Here is a 17,636-nt window from a genome sequence, read left to right as displayed (position 1 = left end):
GTTTAGTTCACTCTTGTAATTCTTCCTTCAGATTTATAGTCAATCGGAGAAGGTAAACTCTTAACGTACTCAACTGTAGCATCAAGATCTACTGGGCCGACTTCCATGCTTGAAGAAAGTTTTCCAAAGCTAGTTTTAATGTTTTCATACATATAGTTGTTCACAACGACTGTATATTCTGTTGCTGGATCAACCGGAGTTCCATCAGGCAAAAGAATATCCTGGACTTTTCCCGTTTTAGCAGCATCATCATATGTGTAAGTGTATTTAAAGCCTGAAATATGGTAATCAAGACCTCTGTCAGTAATTTGTTCATCTAAAATAACTCTTAAATCTGCACCACTGAGGGTAGCTTTATTTAATACATTACCAAATGGTTGAACTGCGAATAAATCACCATATGTGATTTCATCAGCTTCAAGTGGTGAACGAACTCCGCCACCGTTCATAAGGGCAAAATCAGCGTCCATTGCATCCTTCATGCTATCAGCAATGAGGTTACCAAGTCCATTGTCACCGAACTCATTTGTTACAGTAGGGTAGCCTTTTTCAAGGGTAGATACTGATTCACCTACAACCTGTGCTTTGATTGGGGCAACCTTTGCTGCATACTTTTCCATGATAGCTGTTACTGCAGCATCTGGAGTATATTTATCCTGGAAAACTGTTTTAATTTCTGCTGATTTACTTGTAACATCTCCTGTTAAAGGATCGATAGTAAGTTCAACATCTGAGAAAGCAGAACCATAAGAATAAGCTTGTACAATTAACTTATTATCTACAACTCTATTAACCTTCACATGGTTATGAGCAGCAAAGATAACATCTACTTCATCATCAATTTGTTCTGCTATTCTGCTAGCATCAAAGGAATCGGTATAACCAGTTTGTGTAGCAGGATTGTGAGCTAAAACAACAATTGATTCAATACCTTTTTCTTTTAATTCTGCAGTATATTTATTAATTGCTTCTGCTTCATCTGTAATTTGTAAAGTTTCATTTCCTTTTGTCACGATCATTGAAGGTGTTTCTTGAGTGACAACCCCAATGACACCAATCTTTTGACCACCAGTTTCTAATACTGTGTAAGGATCAGTAATTAGCTTTCTATCTCTTGTGTCATAAGCATTAGCTGCTACAAGTGGAAAGTTCATTCCATCATAGTCTGGAGTGCCATTTGGGTGATTGCCGCCATTCATCATCCGTTTTAACTCATCAATACCCTCATCAAACTCATGGTTTCCTAAAGTTCCAGCATCAAATCCGATTTCTTCTAGAACTTCAATTGTTGGTTCATCTTGAAAAAGAGCTGAAATGAGTGGGCTTCCACCAATCATGTCACCAGAATGAAGAAGTAAAGTGTTTGGATTTGTTGCTTCTTCTGCTTTTAGAGCAGCAGCTGTATATTCCATTTGACCAGCCAAAGAAGTCCCTACTTTTGTAGCGTATCTAATTGTCCATGTAAGTCATTTAATCCTAAAAGCTGAACTTTTACTCCTTGGTTTTGGTTTAAGTTAATAGTGAAAATTCCAAATCCATTAGCATCCGTTTTCCCTGTATAAGAGAATGGACTTGCTTCCGTAATGTACTGCTCTGCCTTCGGTGAGGTCGTAAATGTAACATTCACATCACCTGAGATTGGTGCAATTGACCAGTTATTATCAGCAGTTGGTGTAACTTCTTTTACTTCAGAAATATAATCCATTAAAATTTGGCGATTTTCATCAGCAGAATCAACCACTAACTCGCTACCTTTGAGACCAGGGAAATTCCCACCGCCACCAGCACGATAATTGTTTGTAACAACAACAAATTCTTGTTCTGGATCAATTGGCTCTCCGTTGTATTCTAAGTTCACAACACGACTAGACTCAGGGTTAATAACATTTCCTTTTGTGTCATATTTAGCAGGCTTTGTAACATCAATTTGATACTCAACTCCGTCAATCACATCAAAGTTATACACTGGGAAAGAAGGATTTAATAATTCTTGTGCTTCGGTTTTAGAAGTGTCAATTGTATTGAACTTACCAGCTGACATTTCAATCCATTCCTTCACGACGGAACCTGTTACTTTTACAGCTTTTAATGTGTTGTCATAAAGATACAAATCACCCGCACTGCGGATTGTTAAATCACCTTGTTTGATTTCTGTATATTCTTCAACACCATTACGTCCTGCTTTGAAAGGTGCTCCAACAGATAAAATTGGAAGATCTTTTAATTCAGGCTTGTTCAATGAGATGTAGTTTTCTACATACCATTTTTGCGCATTTGTTACGACTTGAACAGAAGGATCATCTTGAACAAGAGCAAAATAGCTGTAAATATCATCAGTTGTTGTTCCGATTGGTGTATTTACATAGTCAATTGTGTCTTCATGTGCAGCCTTGACAGCCTTGACAATTTCTTGATCTGGTTGAACTGTTTCTATTGATCTAGTAGAAGATTGAGAGTTAGAAACCTCCCATTTTCCTTTAATCTTTTGAAGAGTAAGGTCGATAATTCCAAGTGCACCACCGCCATATCCTGCTTGAACAGCAGCAACACCATTAATTGTGCCTTTATTATTATCTACTCCAGGTAATGGTTGTCCATCAGCACCTTTGAAAAGGGCATCTAAGCTGCCAACATCCTTAGCAGGAAATGTTTTATGAGTATGTGAGAATGTAATAGCATCAATTCCATCTACTTTACTTAAAGCATAAACCGCATCTTCTGTATTCTCTTCATTTGAACTAAAACCAGAGTGAGCTAAAGCGATCACAACATCTGCACCTTTTTTCTTCATTTGAGGTACATATTTTTTAGCACTTTCGATGATATTTTTTGTGATGACTTTACCATCTAGATGAGCTTTGTCCCACTCGTTGATTTGTGGGGGAGTAAAACCAATATATCCAACTTTGATAACCTTTGTTTTTCCATCTTCATCTTTTACTTTTTTATTAACAATTTTATAAGGGCTATATTTATTAATATCATTTGAAGGATTATCATCATGATCATCAATATAAACATTTGCATTTACAAAAGGAAATTCAGCATCATCATACACTTCATCTAGGTAGTCTAGACCATAGTTGAACTCATGGTTTCCAAGTGTAGCCATGTCATAATCCATTATATTCATTGCTTCAATTGCTGGATGTACCTCGCCGTCCTCTAGTGGATCAATCTTTGCTTTGTAGGTGCCAAGAGGGGTTCCTTGGATAAGGTCACCGTTGTCTACGAGGACAGAGTTATCTACTTCTTTTCTTGCTTGCTTAACAAGAGTTGCTGTTTTAGCTAGTCCTAGTTTAGGGGCTTCAGCATTTTTGTAGTAATCGAAGTTGAGCAGGTTCGTATGAATGTCTGTTGTTTCCATAATTCGAAGCTCTACTTGTGATTGAACCTTAGAAGTGGTAGGTTTGGCTGCATTTACAACGCTTGTCATAAACGGGGTTGATAACAGACTAATGGCAAGGGTGCTAGAGAGAATCGTATGACCTTTGAGTTTTTTCTGCAACTTCATTTGATACATCCATCCTTTAATTTTTTTGAGAGATTACTAGTCTCCAAGGAACATTTTATAATAGTGGAATACTTCAAAAGAATGGTTAATAAATACTGAAAAAATTACAGGAAATATAGAGTAAACTTATATCTAAATACTTAATTTTCAGAAGATAGAGTAAATTGATATAGGCGAAAATATATAATTTCACCAGCTTAAGTAAAAAAAAATTTACGCGTTTAGTCTAAATGGTACAAAACGCATAGGGGCAATGAATGGATTATTTCCGATGAAGGGGATGAAATATATAAACGGGGTTATAGAAGAGAGAAGCTGTCTTTATAGTTGTAAGACAGCTTCTCTTCCTAAAAATATTTTATTTATGATCAATTATTGCCCAGTAAGCTGGTTTTACTTTGTAATTCGGATCAAATACAAATGGTGCATCTTTTCCTACGCCATCATTGTACTCCTCAGCACGATCATCTAGCCATGTATGGTTATCAGTAATTCCCCAGAAGGTAACGTTACTAATTTTGTCATCTAGTTTTTCGTATAATTTAAATAATGCATCATAGCGTTCTGCTTGAGCTTTAAAAACTTCAGCTGGGATTTCACCATATGTTTTATAAGCCGGTTTTGGTGGCCAACCATAAAGACTTACATCAAGTTCTGTAATTTGATTATCTAAACCAAGATCTGCAAATAGATTGATAGAATCTTCTGTTTGTTGTAAAGTAGGCCATCCAAGCTGGATATGTGATTGGTGTCCAACACCATCAATTGGCACGCCCTGCTCTAAAAGTTTTACTACTAAATTATATAAGTCATCTCTTTTTGATTCTACTTCTGTATTATAGTCATTAATATAAAGCATAGCATCTTTTCCACCGTATTTATGAGCAGTTTCAAACGCTACTTTAATAAAGTCAGTTCCTGTGAGTTTAAACCATTCTGATTGACGTAAACCACCGCCATCATCAATGACTTCATTAACAACATCCCAAGATTTCACATCATCTTTATAACGCTTAACAATCGTTTTAACATGATTCTCAACACGTTTTAATACTAGCTTTTTATTTTTCATACGTTTTACAGGATCTTTTTCATCAACCATTTTTTTCCCATCTTTATCAAGGAAGAACCACTCTGGAACTTGGCTATGCCAGATAAGGGCATGGAAGCGTAGGTCCATATTATTTTCTTTTGCAAATTTAACAATCTTGTCAGCTTCCTTAAAGTTAAACTTTCCTTCTTCTGGCTGAATATTAATTGGCTTCATCACATTCTCAGCAACGATGCTGTTATAATGGCGCTTCAACATGACTGCATCTTTACCTTCTAATTGACTTGGCTCTACAGCAGCTCCGATTGTAAAGGAGTCTTTATATCTTTGGTCTAACTGTGGTGCTGTTAAGGCACTAATACTAGGTTTTTCCGTAGTAGCAGCAGAAGCAGTACTCATTCCTACAGGTAATAATAAGGCTAGGGCTAATCCAGAAATAATTGGTTTACGTAATACGTTTAACATGTTTTAATCTCCTTTTTAAAATAGATTTGAAAGGCTTTCTAAAACAGCTTCTGAATAACTCTAACGAACCTCCTTTGTATATATTTCAACCAACAAGTAAGGGCTTACATTTCTGCAGGAAGTTAATTATGTATAGGTGAGCCCTAACTGAATTTGATTATAACAACTTCAACTTTGTTTGGCTACTAAATAAACAAAGTTATTTTACAATTTAATAAATTCAGTAAAATAGTAACGATTTGTTTTATAGGTAAAGAAGTTAATCTGTGAAAATTTTCCTATGTTTGGAGTTTTCAAAAGGAGATAGAGAAGCAGGTGTTCTAAGTGAAAGTAGAGTGACTTTGAAAATGTGGAGGTTGAGAATAACTATATGAGCATTCTGGCAGTGATAAGCCAAAGAAGTAGAGAGGAAAAGTCTTACTTCTGGTCTAATTAAGGCATAGCTAGTACCAATGCCATATTTTCTATGATTCTAACACTCTAACACTCTTACAGTAAGAGCTTTATATTCCCATAAAAAAGTAAAAGAACACTACAATAACCACATTGTAGTGTTCTTAAATATCTTACTTATAAGGATCAATCGTCTGAATAGTGCCGTCTTCATTGTAGTGTATTTCTGCATACTTCACACTGCGTTTATGATCGACTCCGTCTGATAAAGAGCAATCATGATAAAATAGATACCATTTATCTTCAAACTGAACAATTGAATGATGAGTGGTCCATCCTGTTACTGGAGTAAGAATTTTTCCTTTATACGTGAATGGACCTTGTGGGTTTTTGCTTGTTGCATAAACGATGCAGTGAGTTGTTCCCGTTGAATAGGAAAGATAATACTCATCATTATATTTGTGGACCCAAGCTCCTTCGAAAAATCTTCTCTCTTCATCTCCAGCTAGGATTGGATGACCATCTTCATCAACAATTGAGATTTCTTGAGGTTCAGATTTGAATGTAAGCATATCATCCTCTAGCTCAGCTACCATCGGACCTAATGCTGGCTCTGATGCTGCAGGACCTTCACCATTTGGATTAAATTTTCCAGTCTGCCACTTTTCTAGCTGACCTCCCCATAGACCACCGAAATAGATATAAGATTTGTTGTCATCATCTACTAATACTGCAGGATCTATACTGAAACTCCCTGGGATATAGCTCTCTTGAGCAGTAAAAGGGCCAGCAGGATTTGTGCTTGTTGCAACACCAATTCTAAAAATATCATCATGATCTCTTGCCGGGAAAAATAAGTAATAGGTGTTGTTTTTGAATGCTGCATCAGGTGCCCATAATTGTTTCTTTGCCCAAGGAATGTCCTTTACATGAAGGACCTCTCCATGATCAATACAAGGAGATTCGAAGTTATCCATTGATAATACATGGTAATCTTCCATTTTATACTGATCACCATTGTCATTTGAAGGTTCATTATGATCCAAGTCATGTGAAGGGTAGATGTAAATTTTGCCTTCAAATACATGTGCTGAAGGATCTGCAGTAAAAATATGTTCTACGATAGGTTGTTTAGGTTGTGGTAGTTTACTCATTTTAATCTCCTTATCTATTAGTAATTTGTAAGCGTTTGTATTAATTATAGCAAACTTTGTTTATTAATTAAACAAACAATACGAAATTATTTTAATTACCCAAATACTTTAATTAGCAAACGGCACATACTAAAATTACCATTTGTTTTTATTAAAACAGCATAATTGGGATTGATGTACTGAATGTGGTATGGTTTTGGATATTTAAGTTGAAATTAGTTTAGAAAGAAAAGTATCTAATGATATTCATTGTTGATGTGAAGGTATAGGAAGAATAAATAGGAGGAGGAATTCCGCTTAAGGTATATAGTAGGTGCATAAATAGCCGATATAAGCGGATATATTACGGTTAACTTCAATAAATATAACCAAATCTTTAGATTTGGTTCAAATAGGCGGAAAAATTCCCCTTATTTTATGAGAAATGTTGGTTTTTCCTAATTTAAACGGAATTTTTCCGTTTATTTTTCAGAAGAATTAACTATATAGTGCAAAAAAAATGCTTGGAGACACAATGTTCCAAGCATTTAATCATATTATCTGTTAATTTATCATCGAATTACTGTACAGTATTTCTAATTTTACACTTCAAAACCGAACCCATTAACAAAAAGTAAGGGGCCATCGTACTATAAAGCTTCTTTTATCACTTTTTTATAATGTAAAACAGACAAAATACCAAATATTGAATATAACGCAGTATAAACAACCATTACCATAATCATCGGTGTCCATACCTCAGTTCCAAATAAAAACCATCCAGATTGAACAGCAAAATAACTATGAAGTAAACCAACAAACAATGGAATACCGAAGTTATAAATTTGTTTCATTCTAATTCCATTAAGTAGATCTCCTTGAGTATATCCAAGCTTCCTTAAGATCGTATAATTTGGTTTTTCATCTTCACCTTCATCCATTTGTTTGAAGTAAAGAATACATCCTGACGTAATCAGAAAGGTTAATCCTAAAAATCCGACGATAAACATCGCTAACCCCATTGTCCTCTTTTGACCGTTTGCCATAGCTAGTTGTGAATCATGTGCTTCATTCTGGTCAAACCCCAGCTTTTGAAAAAGGTCATTAGCTTTTTGTATATTACCTTCATCATTAATATTTAACCCGATATAAATAGAAGATTCTCTTTGTATTTCCTGTTCAAGATCCTGTTTTAAACGCTCAAATGTAGATTCGTCAACAACTGCGGTAGGTGTTCCACCACTGGTAAAATACCATGAAATAGGATAATGTTTTTCTATTCCAATAAGCTTTTGTGAAATGACTTCATTTTTTCCCTTCAGTTCAATTTGACCGGAGTTTTTCATTTTCATAAACTTTTGCAGAAAATCATTATAGCCAGTAAAAAGAGTTTCATCTGCTGCAACATCAATATCCTTAAGTGCCTTCTCACTAATAACAGGCATTGGCATAGCACTTGGATGGTAATTTAACCCTTCTAATTTAGCGTCTAAAATATTCGATAGGTTCGTATTGACTTGGAGAACCTCCATTTTCTTTTCATTATATGCTATATTAGAAGCCTCTAATTCATCTTTAAACGTATCTGCATCTTCAACATTTGTTATAGCAAAGTCATCAGGAACACTATTTTGTGCTTGCTTTTCAGCCGAATAATAAGAAATATAACTGAGAGACAGCAAGCCAATTGCTAGAGCTGAAACAGTTGTAATAATGGTAAGTAAAAGAGCATTAGATTTCATCCGAAACATAATAGAAGAAAGAGATAAAACCTCGTTAATATTTAAATATCCACCTTTTTTCCTTCTAATAATGTTTGCAATAAAGCGGACTGAGCTCTTATAAAAAAGGTAGGTTCCAATAATTACGGAAGCTAAAATAAAGGTCATCGCAAAAAATAACACATTAATCGTTGTAAAATCCCCACCAAATAATTTAGAAGACACATAATAGCCTAATATAATAAGAGCTAATCCTAAAACCCCAATTATGGTTTCTATAACTGATATTTTCTTCACTTTTCCTTCTGTTGTAGAAGTTACTCGAAAAAGAGAGAGAATGCTTTGCTTCTTAATAAATAAGGAGTTCATTCCGATAATTAGCAGATAGATTGCCACAAATATCAAAATCGTTTGGACAAGAGCTTGCCAAGAAAAATGCAAGGTAGCAATCTCATCAACCGCTGTTGTTTTATATAAAATCATGGTAATTAGCTTTGAAAAAGAAAAGCCGATAAAGATGCCTATAGATAAAGAGCCGAAGTAGAGAATAAGATTTTCTGTACTTAGAATCCGAAAGATTTCAGCTTTTGTCATCCCAATCAATTGAAATAATCCTATTTCTTTACTACGTCTTTTGATAAAAATGTTGTTTGCATATAAAAGGAAAATACTCACAATCGCTACAAGTAAAATGGATGCTGTTTTAACAGCTGCTGCTCCTTTGACTGTACCCTTTGCTTCATCCATAGAGGGATCATATTGCAAGGTAACGAATGCAAAATAAAGAGCAACACTAAAAATTAAAGCAAACGCATAGAGATAATAGTTCTTAAGATTTTTCTTTAAGCTTCTAAATATAAGCTGATTAGTGGTCATATTTTACACCACCTAATACACCTTGAGTTTTGATAATATCCTGGAAGAAGCGTTGTCGATCTTGCGCACCTTTATTTAATTGAGTATAAATTTGTCCATCTTTTATAAAAATCACTCGATTACAGAAGCTTGCCGCAGTTGGATCATGTGTGACCATCAAAATGGTAGACTGACGGTTTTGATTTAACTCACTTAACTTATGCAATAAATCTGAAGCAGATTTTGAATCAAGAGCTCCTGTAGGCTCATCTGCAAAAATAATACTCGGTTGGTGAATAAACGCCCTTGCTGCAGATGTTCGCTGTTTTTGCCCACCGGATATTTCATTTGGATATTTATCTTTTAGTTCATAAATGCCTAAGGCAGTAGCCAAGTCTTGAAACTTTTGATCAGCTTCTTTTTTAGGTGTTTTTGTGATAGATAATGGAAGAAGGATGTTTTCTTTCACAGTAAGAGTATCTAACAGATTATAATCTTGAAAAATAAAACCCAAATGATTTTTTCGAAATTGTGCAAGTTGTTTATCTTTAAGCTTCGTCATTTCATTGCCTTGGATCATAATAGAACCACTGCTGACTCGGTCAATGGAGGAAAGGACATTCAGTAGCGTGGTTTTCCCTGAACCGGATGCCCCCATAATACTAACAAACTCACCTTGTTTAATCGTGATATCTATTCCCTTTAAAACCTCTTGTTTATTAAACTTATTGCCAAAGCTTTTATGGATTTTCGTTGCTTCTAAAATATTCATTATGGAATAACTCCCTTTCATTACGAATTTATCTTTAGCTTTCATCTCATCTAACTTCATTATAAAAAAGGGAAATCAGCTTTTCCCTCGATTGATCTAACAAAATAGAAAAGCATGTGACAATGTTGTCACATGCTCATTACATTCACAAAGTCATTTCTTTTTGGAAAGGTAAGTATAATGGTTGTTCCTACGCCCACCTCGGATTGAATGGTAATCTCAATTAACAAGGGTTTAGCTACTTTTTTTGCGAGATACAATCCCATTCCTGTGGCTGATTGGTCATCATGATTGGTTGTAGAGGTAAAGCCTTTATCGAATATACGAGGGAGATCTTTCACATCTATTCCTCGACCAAAGTCTTGTATTTGTAAGTATGTATGTTCATCTTGTTGATAGCTTTTAATATGAATATCAGAGTTTTTACTATACTTAACAGCATTTGTTAGAAGCTGTCTTACAATGAAAGCAAGCCATTTTGTATCGCTTAATACTTCTGTTTTTTGAAGATCGATATCAAAACCAATTCCTTTTTGAATGCACCATGATTGTAAGGTTTTTAGTTCCTGAAACAACAAAGCTTCTAAGTCTGTTCTTTCTATTAGCAAATCATTCTCAATAAAAAGCAATCGTTTTTGATGAAGCTGCTGATCAAGAAGTAAGTGAATTCTAAGCCACTCATAGGTTATCTGGGATTTCAATGTATCATCTTCTATTTTTTCAACCATTAAATGCATGGCTGTTAGAGGGGTTTTCACTTCATGAATCCATGATAATAAATCATCTTTTTCCTGCTCTAACATGACTTGATTTTTTGAGGCTATCGTTTTTAAGTAGTCTATTTGCTCAATAAAACTACTTTCTATCATCTGCTCAAACGGACTGTCAGGCTTCATTAAGCGCGTTAAATCAAAATCTTTTTCCCGTTCCTGTAAAGCTTTATAAAACTTTGTTTCTTTTTGATAACGAAAAGCAAGGAATAGGAGTAAAATAAGGGTCATTAAGAAGGTTACATACACTATAGATGGTAGCGAAATTTTTGGGTCAATATAGGCAATAAAAAGGAGAAGCAGGTTTTGGAAAATAAAAAAGACAATCCAGCTTCGTCGCTCCAGAAGATATGTTTTTATCATGTTTATACCTCTTCTACGGCCATATAGCCTTGTCCGACTTTGGTTTCAATAAAACTTCCTAATGAAATCTCATCCAACCGTTTCCGCAAGCGATTTACATTAACAGTTAATGTATTATCACTAACAAAACGCTTATCATCCCATAGCTGATTGATAATGTTCTCCCGGCTAACAATCTTGTTTTTATGTTGAATTAATATTTTTAAGATAAACATTTCATTTTTTGTCAGTTCTATAGAACCAACATCATTGACCACAGTATTTCTTTCAAAATCAACTGTGGCATTGCACCATGTTTTCACTGTTAGCTGTTCAATGCTATAATCATAAACTCTGCGAAGAATCGCTTGAATTTTAGCAATGAGAACATCAAAGTGAAAGGGCTTTTGAATAAAGTCATCGGCACCAAGCTGCATAGACATCACCATATCAGTGGGGTGATCTCTTGAAGAGAGAAAAATAATTGGAACATTTGATTGTGATCTAATCATTCGGCACCAATGAAATCCATCAAATTTAGGAAGCTGTATATCAATGATGACGAGCTCTGGATTAATAGAAATGAACTCCTCCATGACCTTGCTAAAATCAGTAATCCCATGCACCTCATAAGACCAGCCAGCTAATCGGTCTTTTACTTCGTTAAATAGGGTCATATCATCTTCAATAACTAAAAGTTTAAACAAAATTTTCACCACACTACTAGTTTAATTTCTCTCTTTTTCTTAATTTTTTAATAGCTAGAACAACTAAAGTGATATAGCCAATCATCAGTCCATATCCGATTACGATAATGAGCAAAGGTACATAATCAGGATTGGCTCCTGAATCGGTTGACATTGCGGCTAAGAACAAAGGCATAATTGGCAACATGATTATACCAGGACCTGTACTAACGAGTAGCAAGCCACCAGGAATTAAAACAAGCCATGGCCAGATTGTTGTTGATGTTTTTTCTGAAGGTGTACTGGTAGTTAGTAGGGAATCTTGCATGTTCGTTTCCTTTTTCAAAACATGAAAATTTTTAATCTTATCAAAAGAACGCTTCATCGCCCAAATTGCACCAAGAATGATCACAAGGGCAATGATAAGATAAAAGAGTGAAAAAAATGAAAGAAACCTGATTGATTAAATTTCATTAAAAATAAAAAAATGAAACCAGGAAGGGCATTGATGAGGAATAATGCTCCACCTATTAAAACAAACCATGCCAATAAAGGAGGTTTTTTTTCTGTGCTCATCGTATTTTCCTCTTTCAAAAGATGCTTTTTATTACTATTATAAAATAACCTATTGGAAAAATATACCGTAATAAGTGAGGGGGTACACATATATTATGACAGGAGCTAAGGAGGTATAAAATCACTCACGAACATAGAATTCGTGAGTGATTTTATATAATAAGTATTAAACGCCAGGAAACCAACCTGGTGTATTGATAATCGCGTTCCATAGTGGGTCAGGAATAACGAGTTCCTTTTGTTTATCTTTATTTATTTCTGTAACAATTTCGTCCTCTTTGCCGTCTGTTACCTTTTGAACCCAATCAGGATCAATGATAAGTTCTCTTCCTAATGCAAGAAGAGGTACTCCTGTTTCAAAGGCTTTACGAGCATCCTCGGCTGAGTAGATAGATCCTACACCAATTAGTGGTACACGATCATTAATTGTTTCCTGAAGATAAGAGATTCTAGTTTTTGTTAAATCTTCCACACCTCTTCTAGGTGTTGAGAAGAAATCAAATAATGATACATGTAGATAATCAAGGCCTTTATTTGATAAAGCATCTACAAGAGCTAGAGTTTCATCCATTGCGATACCAGGTGTTTCGGGTTCTTCCGGTGAAAAACGGTAGCCAACAATAAAAGGTTCTTTAGCATGTTCTTGAACAACCTTTTTCACTGTATCAACCACTTCTAAAGGAAAAGTCATTCGCTTTTCAAGGCTACCACCAAATCGATCTTCACGTCTATTAGAGTGTGGAGAGAAAAACTGTTGAATTAAGTAACCATTAGCACCATGAATTTCTACTCCATCGAAGCCTGCTTTAATCGCACGACGTGTTGCTTCGCCAAAGGCTTGAATGATATCCTCAACCTCTGCTTCCGTTAAGGCTCTTGGTTTCTTCTCAGGTTCTTCAGTTGATACCCCACCGTTTTCAGCTGGAATATCACTTGCACTAACAATTTCACCGTTAGGTACTAATTCAGGAGGACACATTCTTCCGCCATGAAAAATTTGCAAAACAGCTTTAGCACCTTGCTCTTTAATTCTTGTTGCCAGCTTTTCTAAGCTTGGGATCATTTCATCTTTATCTGCACCAAATTCACCATGAAATCCTTTGCCATTAGGCGTAACGTAGGCACAAGCAGTAATGACCATGCTTACTCCATTAGAACGGCGTGCATAGTAATTTACTTCTTCTTCAGTTACAGTTCCATCTTGATGAGAAGAGAAGTTAGTCATTGGAGCCATGATGAGACGGTTTTTTAATTCTATTCCATTAGGTAATGTATATGTAGATAAAAAGCTGTTACTCAATTGTATCTTCCTCCTTGTTTTAGTGTACTTGTTATATTAAGAAAATGATCTTTGTTTGTACATAAATATGCTTAGCAAATGTGTTAGGGTTTATGAAAAAATGTTGAAAGTATATTTTAAGGAGGGGAGGAGGGAAGAAAAATTAAAAATAAAAAGACACTACAATTCCTTGCAATGTCTTTTCTCTGTTTAATTAAATTTCAATATCTACACCGATGCTGTCAATTCTACCAGAATCGCGAATGAATGCTGCAACAGCTTGATGATCTTCGTTAGCTGCATAAGCATCAAGGGCTGCTTGATCCTCAAAGCGAACCATTAAAACAATTTGATATTCTTTGCTTTTCTCAGCAAGGTTAAGACCTGCATGAATTTCAACAATGCCAGTTAACACGTTCTTTAATGCTGTAAAACGACTAATCATTTCTTGATATTGTTCTTGTGTTGTTGTTTCTTCGAATTTAATAAGTACAGTACGTTGAATCATCTGTTTCTCTCCATTTCAATGACTTTTATGTATAGTATTTGCCAACTAACTAAGCGGCAATTTCTATCTCATTTTACATTTTGTGTTATTGGATATCAATTATCAAATAACAGCAGTAGAGTGAATAGCAGAAGAATTCTTTTTTAATAAATTATAAGTTATACACATCGGTTTATTTGTACGTGGATCTTTGCCAATTTCAGCATCAATGTTAAAAACATCCCTTAACACATCATGTGTGATAACTTCCTCACAATCACCCGCTTTAATGACCTGACCGTCCTTTAATGCGATGATATAGTCAGCAAAGCGTGCAGCTTGGTTTAAGTCATGCAAAACCATAACAATTGTGCGCTCTTGCTCTTTATTTAACTTTTGAAGAAGCTCTAATACTTCCAATTGGTGAGCCATATCTAAATATGTAGTTGGTTCATCTAAAAAGATGATGTCTGTTTCCTGAGCAAGGGCCATAGCAATCCACACACGCTGACGTTGCCCACCTGATAGCGCATCAACTGGTCGGAACTTAAAGTCAATTGTTCCTGTCACATCAAGTGCCCAATCAATGACTTCATAATCTTTCTTTGTTAAGCGACCAAAGCCTTTTTGATAAGGAAAGCGTCCATAAGAAACAAGTTCACCAACTGTTAAACCTCTCGCACTTTCAGGTGTTTGGGGGAGAATTGCCATCTTCTTTGCAAGAAGCTTGGTGTTTCCCTTGGAAATATCTTCTCCATCTAATATGACAGTTCCAGATTGGTGCGGAATGATTCTTGTAATGGCTTTTAATAAAGTGGATTTTCCGCAACCGTTTGAACCAATAATTGTTGTTATCTTTTTATCTGGAATTTCTATACTTAAGTCTTTAACAATCAGTCGTTCACCATAACCAATTTCTAAGTTATTTGTATATAGGCGAGCCATTATTAACCCTCCATTTATTCATTTTCAACTTATAAATGAAAATGATTCTCAATTTAGTTAGATTCTATAATTCCTATGTTCTAATGTCAATACTCTAAACTATATTGTAAAAAATAACGAATCATAGTATAGTTAAATGAGAATGATAATCATTAATAGAAATTCAAGCTAAGGAGTGAAATGTAATGGACTCACAGGAACTGTTTGATGTAACTGTTATTGGGGGAGGACCAGCAGGACTTTACTCAGCCTTTTATAGTGGATTAAGAGAAATGAAAACAAAAATCATTGAATTTCAGCCACATTTAGGCGGGAAAATTCATGTTTATCCGGAAAAGATGATTTGGGACGTTGGGGGACAGACCCCAATTCTTGGAGAAAGGCTAATTCAACAGCTTGTCCAGCAAGGCCTAACCTTTGACCCAACAGTTGTATTAAATGAAAAAGTGGAGTCCATCTCACGTAATGAAGAAGGAATCTTTATTTTACATACATCTTCAGGGGAAAAGCATTATTCCAAAACAGTGATTGTTGCTGTTGGCAGTGGAATACTAAATCCTCAAAAGCTTGAAATTGAAGGTGCTGAAAAATTTGAGGTATCTAACTTACATTACACAGTAAAATCCTTAAAACGTTTTAAAAATAAAACAGTCATTATATCTGGTGGAGGTAACTCAGCAATTGACTGGGCAAACGAATTAGAGCCGATAGCTGAAAAAGTAATCGTAACTTACCGAAAAGGGGAGTTAAACGGCCATGAAGCACAGATTAGTCAACTAATGAAGAGTAAAGCTGAATGCTATTTTCACACTTCGATAACGAAATTAGTTGCCGGTGCTAATCATGAAGAAATTGAAAGCGTTGAACTAACAAATCATCAAACAGGAGAAGTGACATATCTCCCGATCGACGAAGTGGTAATCAATCATGGATATGAACGAGATTCATCACTGCTTCAAAATAGTGATGTGCAAGTTTCATTAAAAGATCAATTTTATATATCAGGTAATGCAACTAGTGAATCTTCAATAGAAGGAATTTATGCGGCTGGTGATATTTTGGCTCATGATGGAAAGCTTCACTTAATTGCAGGTGCCTTTCAGGATGCTGCAAATGCTGTTAACAAAGCAAAGCAATATATTCAGCCTGATGCTACAAAAGTAGGAATGGTATCTTCTCATAATGAAGTATTTAAAGATCGTAATCGTGAATTGGTTAAAAGAATGATAAATTAAATAGGCTGCTTTTTTAGGAAGAAGTCCTGCGAACCTACGTAGGACTTCTTCTTATTATGCATAATGAAGAAATATAATTATAGATATAATGGAAATAGAAGATACATAAAAGAGGCAGGGGAGTATGTATGATAAAGAAAATAGCTGTTGTTACAGGAGCTTCAAGCGGGTTTGGAATGTTAACAGCATTAGAGTTAGCGAAAAATGGATACGAAGTTATTGCAACTATGCGTGATCAAAAAAGGAACACAACTCTTTTAAGTGAGGCTAATAGCTCTGGAATAGCGGATAATATAACAATTCATGAATTAGATGTGACATCAGCAGAATCAGTTAGTCTATTTAAGGAATTAGTGGGAAGGGTAGGGCAAGTAGATGTATTGGTTAATAACGCAGGATTTGCAGGAGCTGGCTTTGTAGAGGAAATTCCAATTGATGAGTATCGAAGTCAGTTTGAAACAAATGTTTTTGGTGCAATAGCTGTCACACAAGCTGTACTTCCAATAATGAGGAAGAAGTCCAAAGGAAAAATAATTAATGTTAGCAGCATTAGTGGTAGAGTTGGTTTTCCAGGCTTATCACCGTACGTTTCTTCAAAGTATGCGTTAGAAGGGTGGAGTGAGTCACTCCGACTAGAAGTAAAGTCATTTGGTATAGACGTAATATTAGTAGAGCCAGGCTCATTTCAAACAAATATATGGACGAGGGGAAAGAAGGTAACTGAGAATTCTCTCAAAAAAGAGTCACCTTATTATGAAATGATGAGGAAGCTTGAAGATCATATAGAAAGTGGATCAAGTAAGTTTGAAAATCCAAAGAACGTAGCAAGGCTAATCACAGCCATTGCATTAAAGAATAAACCTACCATGCGTTATGCAATCGGAAGAGGGGTTAAGATGACGCTCCTTTTTAAAATGTTGGTGCCGTGGACGATATTCGAAAAAATCGTATTAAGTAAGTTAAGGTAGGGATCAAGCATTAGCTTGATCTTATTTGTTGTTGAGTTATTTCTCTTAAATCTATCAAATTAGGAAGAATTCTATTAAAAATGAAAAAATATTTCTCCAATAACCTACATTTTTCTATAAAAACTGATGTAGAAACAAAAGTTCAACTAGGTCAAAAGGGTTAGAAGATACTGTCGAAAAACACCAAAATTCCACTGTATACGTCGCTGTATACATGTAAACATATTGTGTACATATTGTTTACAATGATGTGTACTTGTATACAAATGCGTATACACCGCGTCATATAAGGGTGTATACAATTTTGTTACAAATGTAGACAAAATTGTATACATGTATTCAAATTGAACACAACGAAAGTAATATTGACGCTTCTCTCCCCTACCTTTACCCTTGAGTTACTAGATTCACTGATTTAGTAACTCACGATTAAATTGAGAGGGA

The 17,636-nt window shown here is 35.1% G+C and carries 12 protein-coding genes and 1 pseudogene; 2 read left to right on the top strand and 11 right to left on the bottom strand.

Translation table 11 applies throughout. The features are described from left to right. Positions 1-2: 2 nt before the first annotated feature. The 11 genes and pseudogenes from LPC09_RS27705 to LPC09_RS25055 all read right to left on the bottom strand — a co-directional run bounded on the left by LPC09_RS27705 (position 3) and on the right by LPC09_RS25055 (position 14,989). Positions 3-3,514: pseudogene (locus tag LPC09_RS27705) on the bottom strand (bifunctional 2',3'-cyclic-nucleotide 2'-phosphodiesterase/3'-nucleotidase). A 358-nt stretch (positions 3,515-3,872) separates the two neighbouring features. Then, on the bottom strand, positions 3,873-5,030 hold the full coding sequence (locus LPC09_RS25100; RefSeq protein WP_098795227.1) for an endo-1,4-beta-xylanase: 1,158 nt from the start codon (positions 5,028-5,030) through the stop codon (positions 3,873-3,875). Between the two features lie 566 nt (positions 5,031-5,596). Beyond that, entirely contained in the window at positions 5,597-6,577 is a 981-nt protein-coding gene (locus tag LPC09_RS25095) for a glycoside hydrolase family 43 protein (RefSeq protein ID WP_098795226.1), read from the bottom strand. A 629-nt stretch (positions 6,578-7,206) separates the two neighbouring features. After that, positions 7,207-9,153, bottom strand: a complete 1,947-nt coding sequence (locus LPC09_RS25090; protein WP_231308696.1) for an ABC transporter permease — start codon at positions 9,151-9,153, stop codon at positions 7,207-7,209. Next, positions 9,143-9,904 carry an ABC transporter ATP-binding protein gene (locus tag LPC09_RS25085; protein ID WP_098795224.1) on the bottom strand — a complete coding sequence of 254 codons (762 nt, stop codon included), beginning with the start codon at positions 9,902-9,904 and terminating at the stop codon, positions 9,143-9,145. The genes LPC09_RS25090 and LPC09_RS25085 overlap by 11 nt, the downstream gene beginning before the upstream one ends. 128 nt (positions 9,905-10,032) lie before the next feature. Beyond that, positions 10,033-11,037, bottom strand: a complete 1,005-nt coding sequence (locus LPC09_RS25080) for a sensor histidine kinase (protein WP_098795223.1) — start codon at positions 11,035-11,037, stop codon at positions 10,033-10,035. A 2-nt stretch (positions 11,038-11,039) separates the two neighbouring features. Next, the gene (locus LPC09_RS25075; protein ID WP_098795222.1) at positions 11,040-11,723 is read right to left on the bottom strand and encodes a response regulator transcription factor; all 684 of its coding nucleotides are present in this window, start codon (positions 11,721-11,723) and stop codon (positions 11,040-11,042) included. Between the two features lie 16 nt (positions 11,724-11,739). Next, a complete protein-coding gene (locus tag LPC09_RS25070) occupies positions 11,740-12,087 on the bottom strand; it encodes a hypothetical protein (RefSeq protein ID WP_231308695.1) in 348 nt (115 codons plus the stop codon). A gap of 357 nt (positions 12,088-12,444) precedes the next feature. Next, entirely contained in the window at positions 12,445-13,578 is a 1,134-nt protein-coding gene (locus LPC09_RS25065) for an NADH-dependent flavin oxidoreductase (RefSeq protein WP_231308694.1), read from the bottom strand. A 193-nt stretch (positions 13,579-13,771) separates the two neighbouring features. After that, the gene (locus LPC09_RS25060) at positions 13,772-14,065 is read right to left on the bottom strand and encodes a Dabb family protein (protein WP_098795220.1); all 294 of its coding nucleotides are present in this window, start codon (positions 14,063-14,065) and stop codon (positions 13,772-13,774) included. 102 nt (positions 14,066-14,167) lie between these two features. Beyond that, on the bottom strand, positions 14,168-14,989 hold the full coding sequence (locus tag LPC09_RS25055; RefSeq protein WP_098795219.1) for an ABC transporter ATP-binding protein: 822 nt from the start codon (positions 14,987-14,989) through the stop codon (positions 14,168-14,170). A gap of 185 nt (positions 14,990-15,174) precedes the next feature. On the opposite strand from LPC09_RS25055, the gene LPC09_RS25050 reads away from it, so the two are divergent. Then, complete coding sequence (locus LPC09_RS25050; protein WP_098795218.1) at positions 15,175-16,224, top strand: NAD(P)/FAD-dependent oxidoreductase; 1,050 nt, start codon at positions 15,175-15,177, stop codon at positions 16,222-16,224. A gap of 128 nt (positions 16,225-16,352) precedes the next feature. Continuing rightward, on the top strand, positions 16,353-17,192 hold the full coding sequence (locus LPC09_RS25045; RefSeq protein WP_098795217.1) for an oxidoreductase: 840 nt from the start codon (positions 16,353-16,355) through the stop codon (positions 17,190-17,192). The last annotated feature ends 444 nt before the right edge of the window (positions 17,193-17,636 follow it).

Source organism: Metabacillus sp. B2-18, assembly GCF_021117275.1.
Taxonomy (GTDB): Bacteria; Bacillota; Bacilli; order Bacillales; family Bacillaceae; genus Metabacillus.
Note: the sequence above shows the minus strand (reverse complement) of the source record. Positions and strands in the feature narration are given on the sequence as shown.

What these genes read in the sequence shown, in the direction of transcription:
- LPC09_RS25100 (WP_098795227.1), bottom strand. Translation starts at nt 5,030, where the DNA reads ATGTTAAACGTATTACGTAAACCAATTATTTCTGGATTAGCCCTAGCC.
- LPC09_RS25095 (WP_098795226.1), bottom strand. Translation starts at nt 6,577, where the DNA reads ATGAGTAAACTACCACAACCTAAACAACCTATCGTAGAACATATTTTT.
- LPC09_RS25090 (WP_231308696.1), bottom strand. Translation starts at nt 9,153, where the DNA reads ATGACCACTAATCAGCTTATATTTAGAAGCTTAAAGAAAAATCTTAAG.
- LPC09_RS25085 (WP_098795224.1), bottom strand. Translation starts at nt 9,904, where the DNA reads ATGAATATTTTAGAAGCAACGAAAATCCATAAAAGCTTTGGCAATAAG.
- LPC09_RS25080 (WP_098795223.1), bottom strand. Translation starts at nt 11,037, where the DNA reads ATGATAAAAACATATCTTCTGGAGCGACGAAGCTGGATTGTCTTTTTT.
- LPC09_RS25070 (WP_231308695.1), bottom strand. Translation starts at nt 12,087, where the DNA reads ATGAAGCGTTCTTTTGATAAGATTAAAAATTTTCATGTTTTGAAAAAG.
- LPC09_RS25060 (WP_098795220.1), bottom strand. Translation starts at nt 14,065, where the DNA reads ATGATTCAACGTACTGTACTTATTAAATTCGAAGAAACAACAACACAA.
- LPC09_RS25055 (WP_098795219.1), bottom strand. Translation starts at nt 14,989, where the DNA reads ATGGCTCGCCTATATACAAATAACTTAGAAATTGGTTATGGTGAACGA.
- LPC09_RS25050 (WP_098795218.1), top strand. Translation starts at nt 15,175, where the DNA reads ATGGACTCACAGGAACTGTTTGATGTAACTGTTATTGGGGGAGGACCA.
- LPC09_RS25045 (WP_098795217.1), top strand. Translation starts at nt 16,353, where the DNA reads ATGATAAAGAAAATAGCTGTTGTTACAGGAGCTTCAAGCGGGTTTGGA.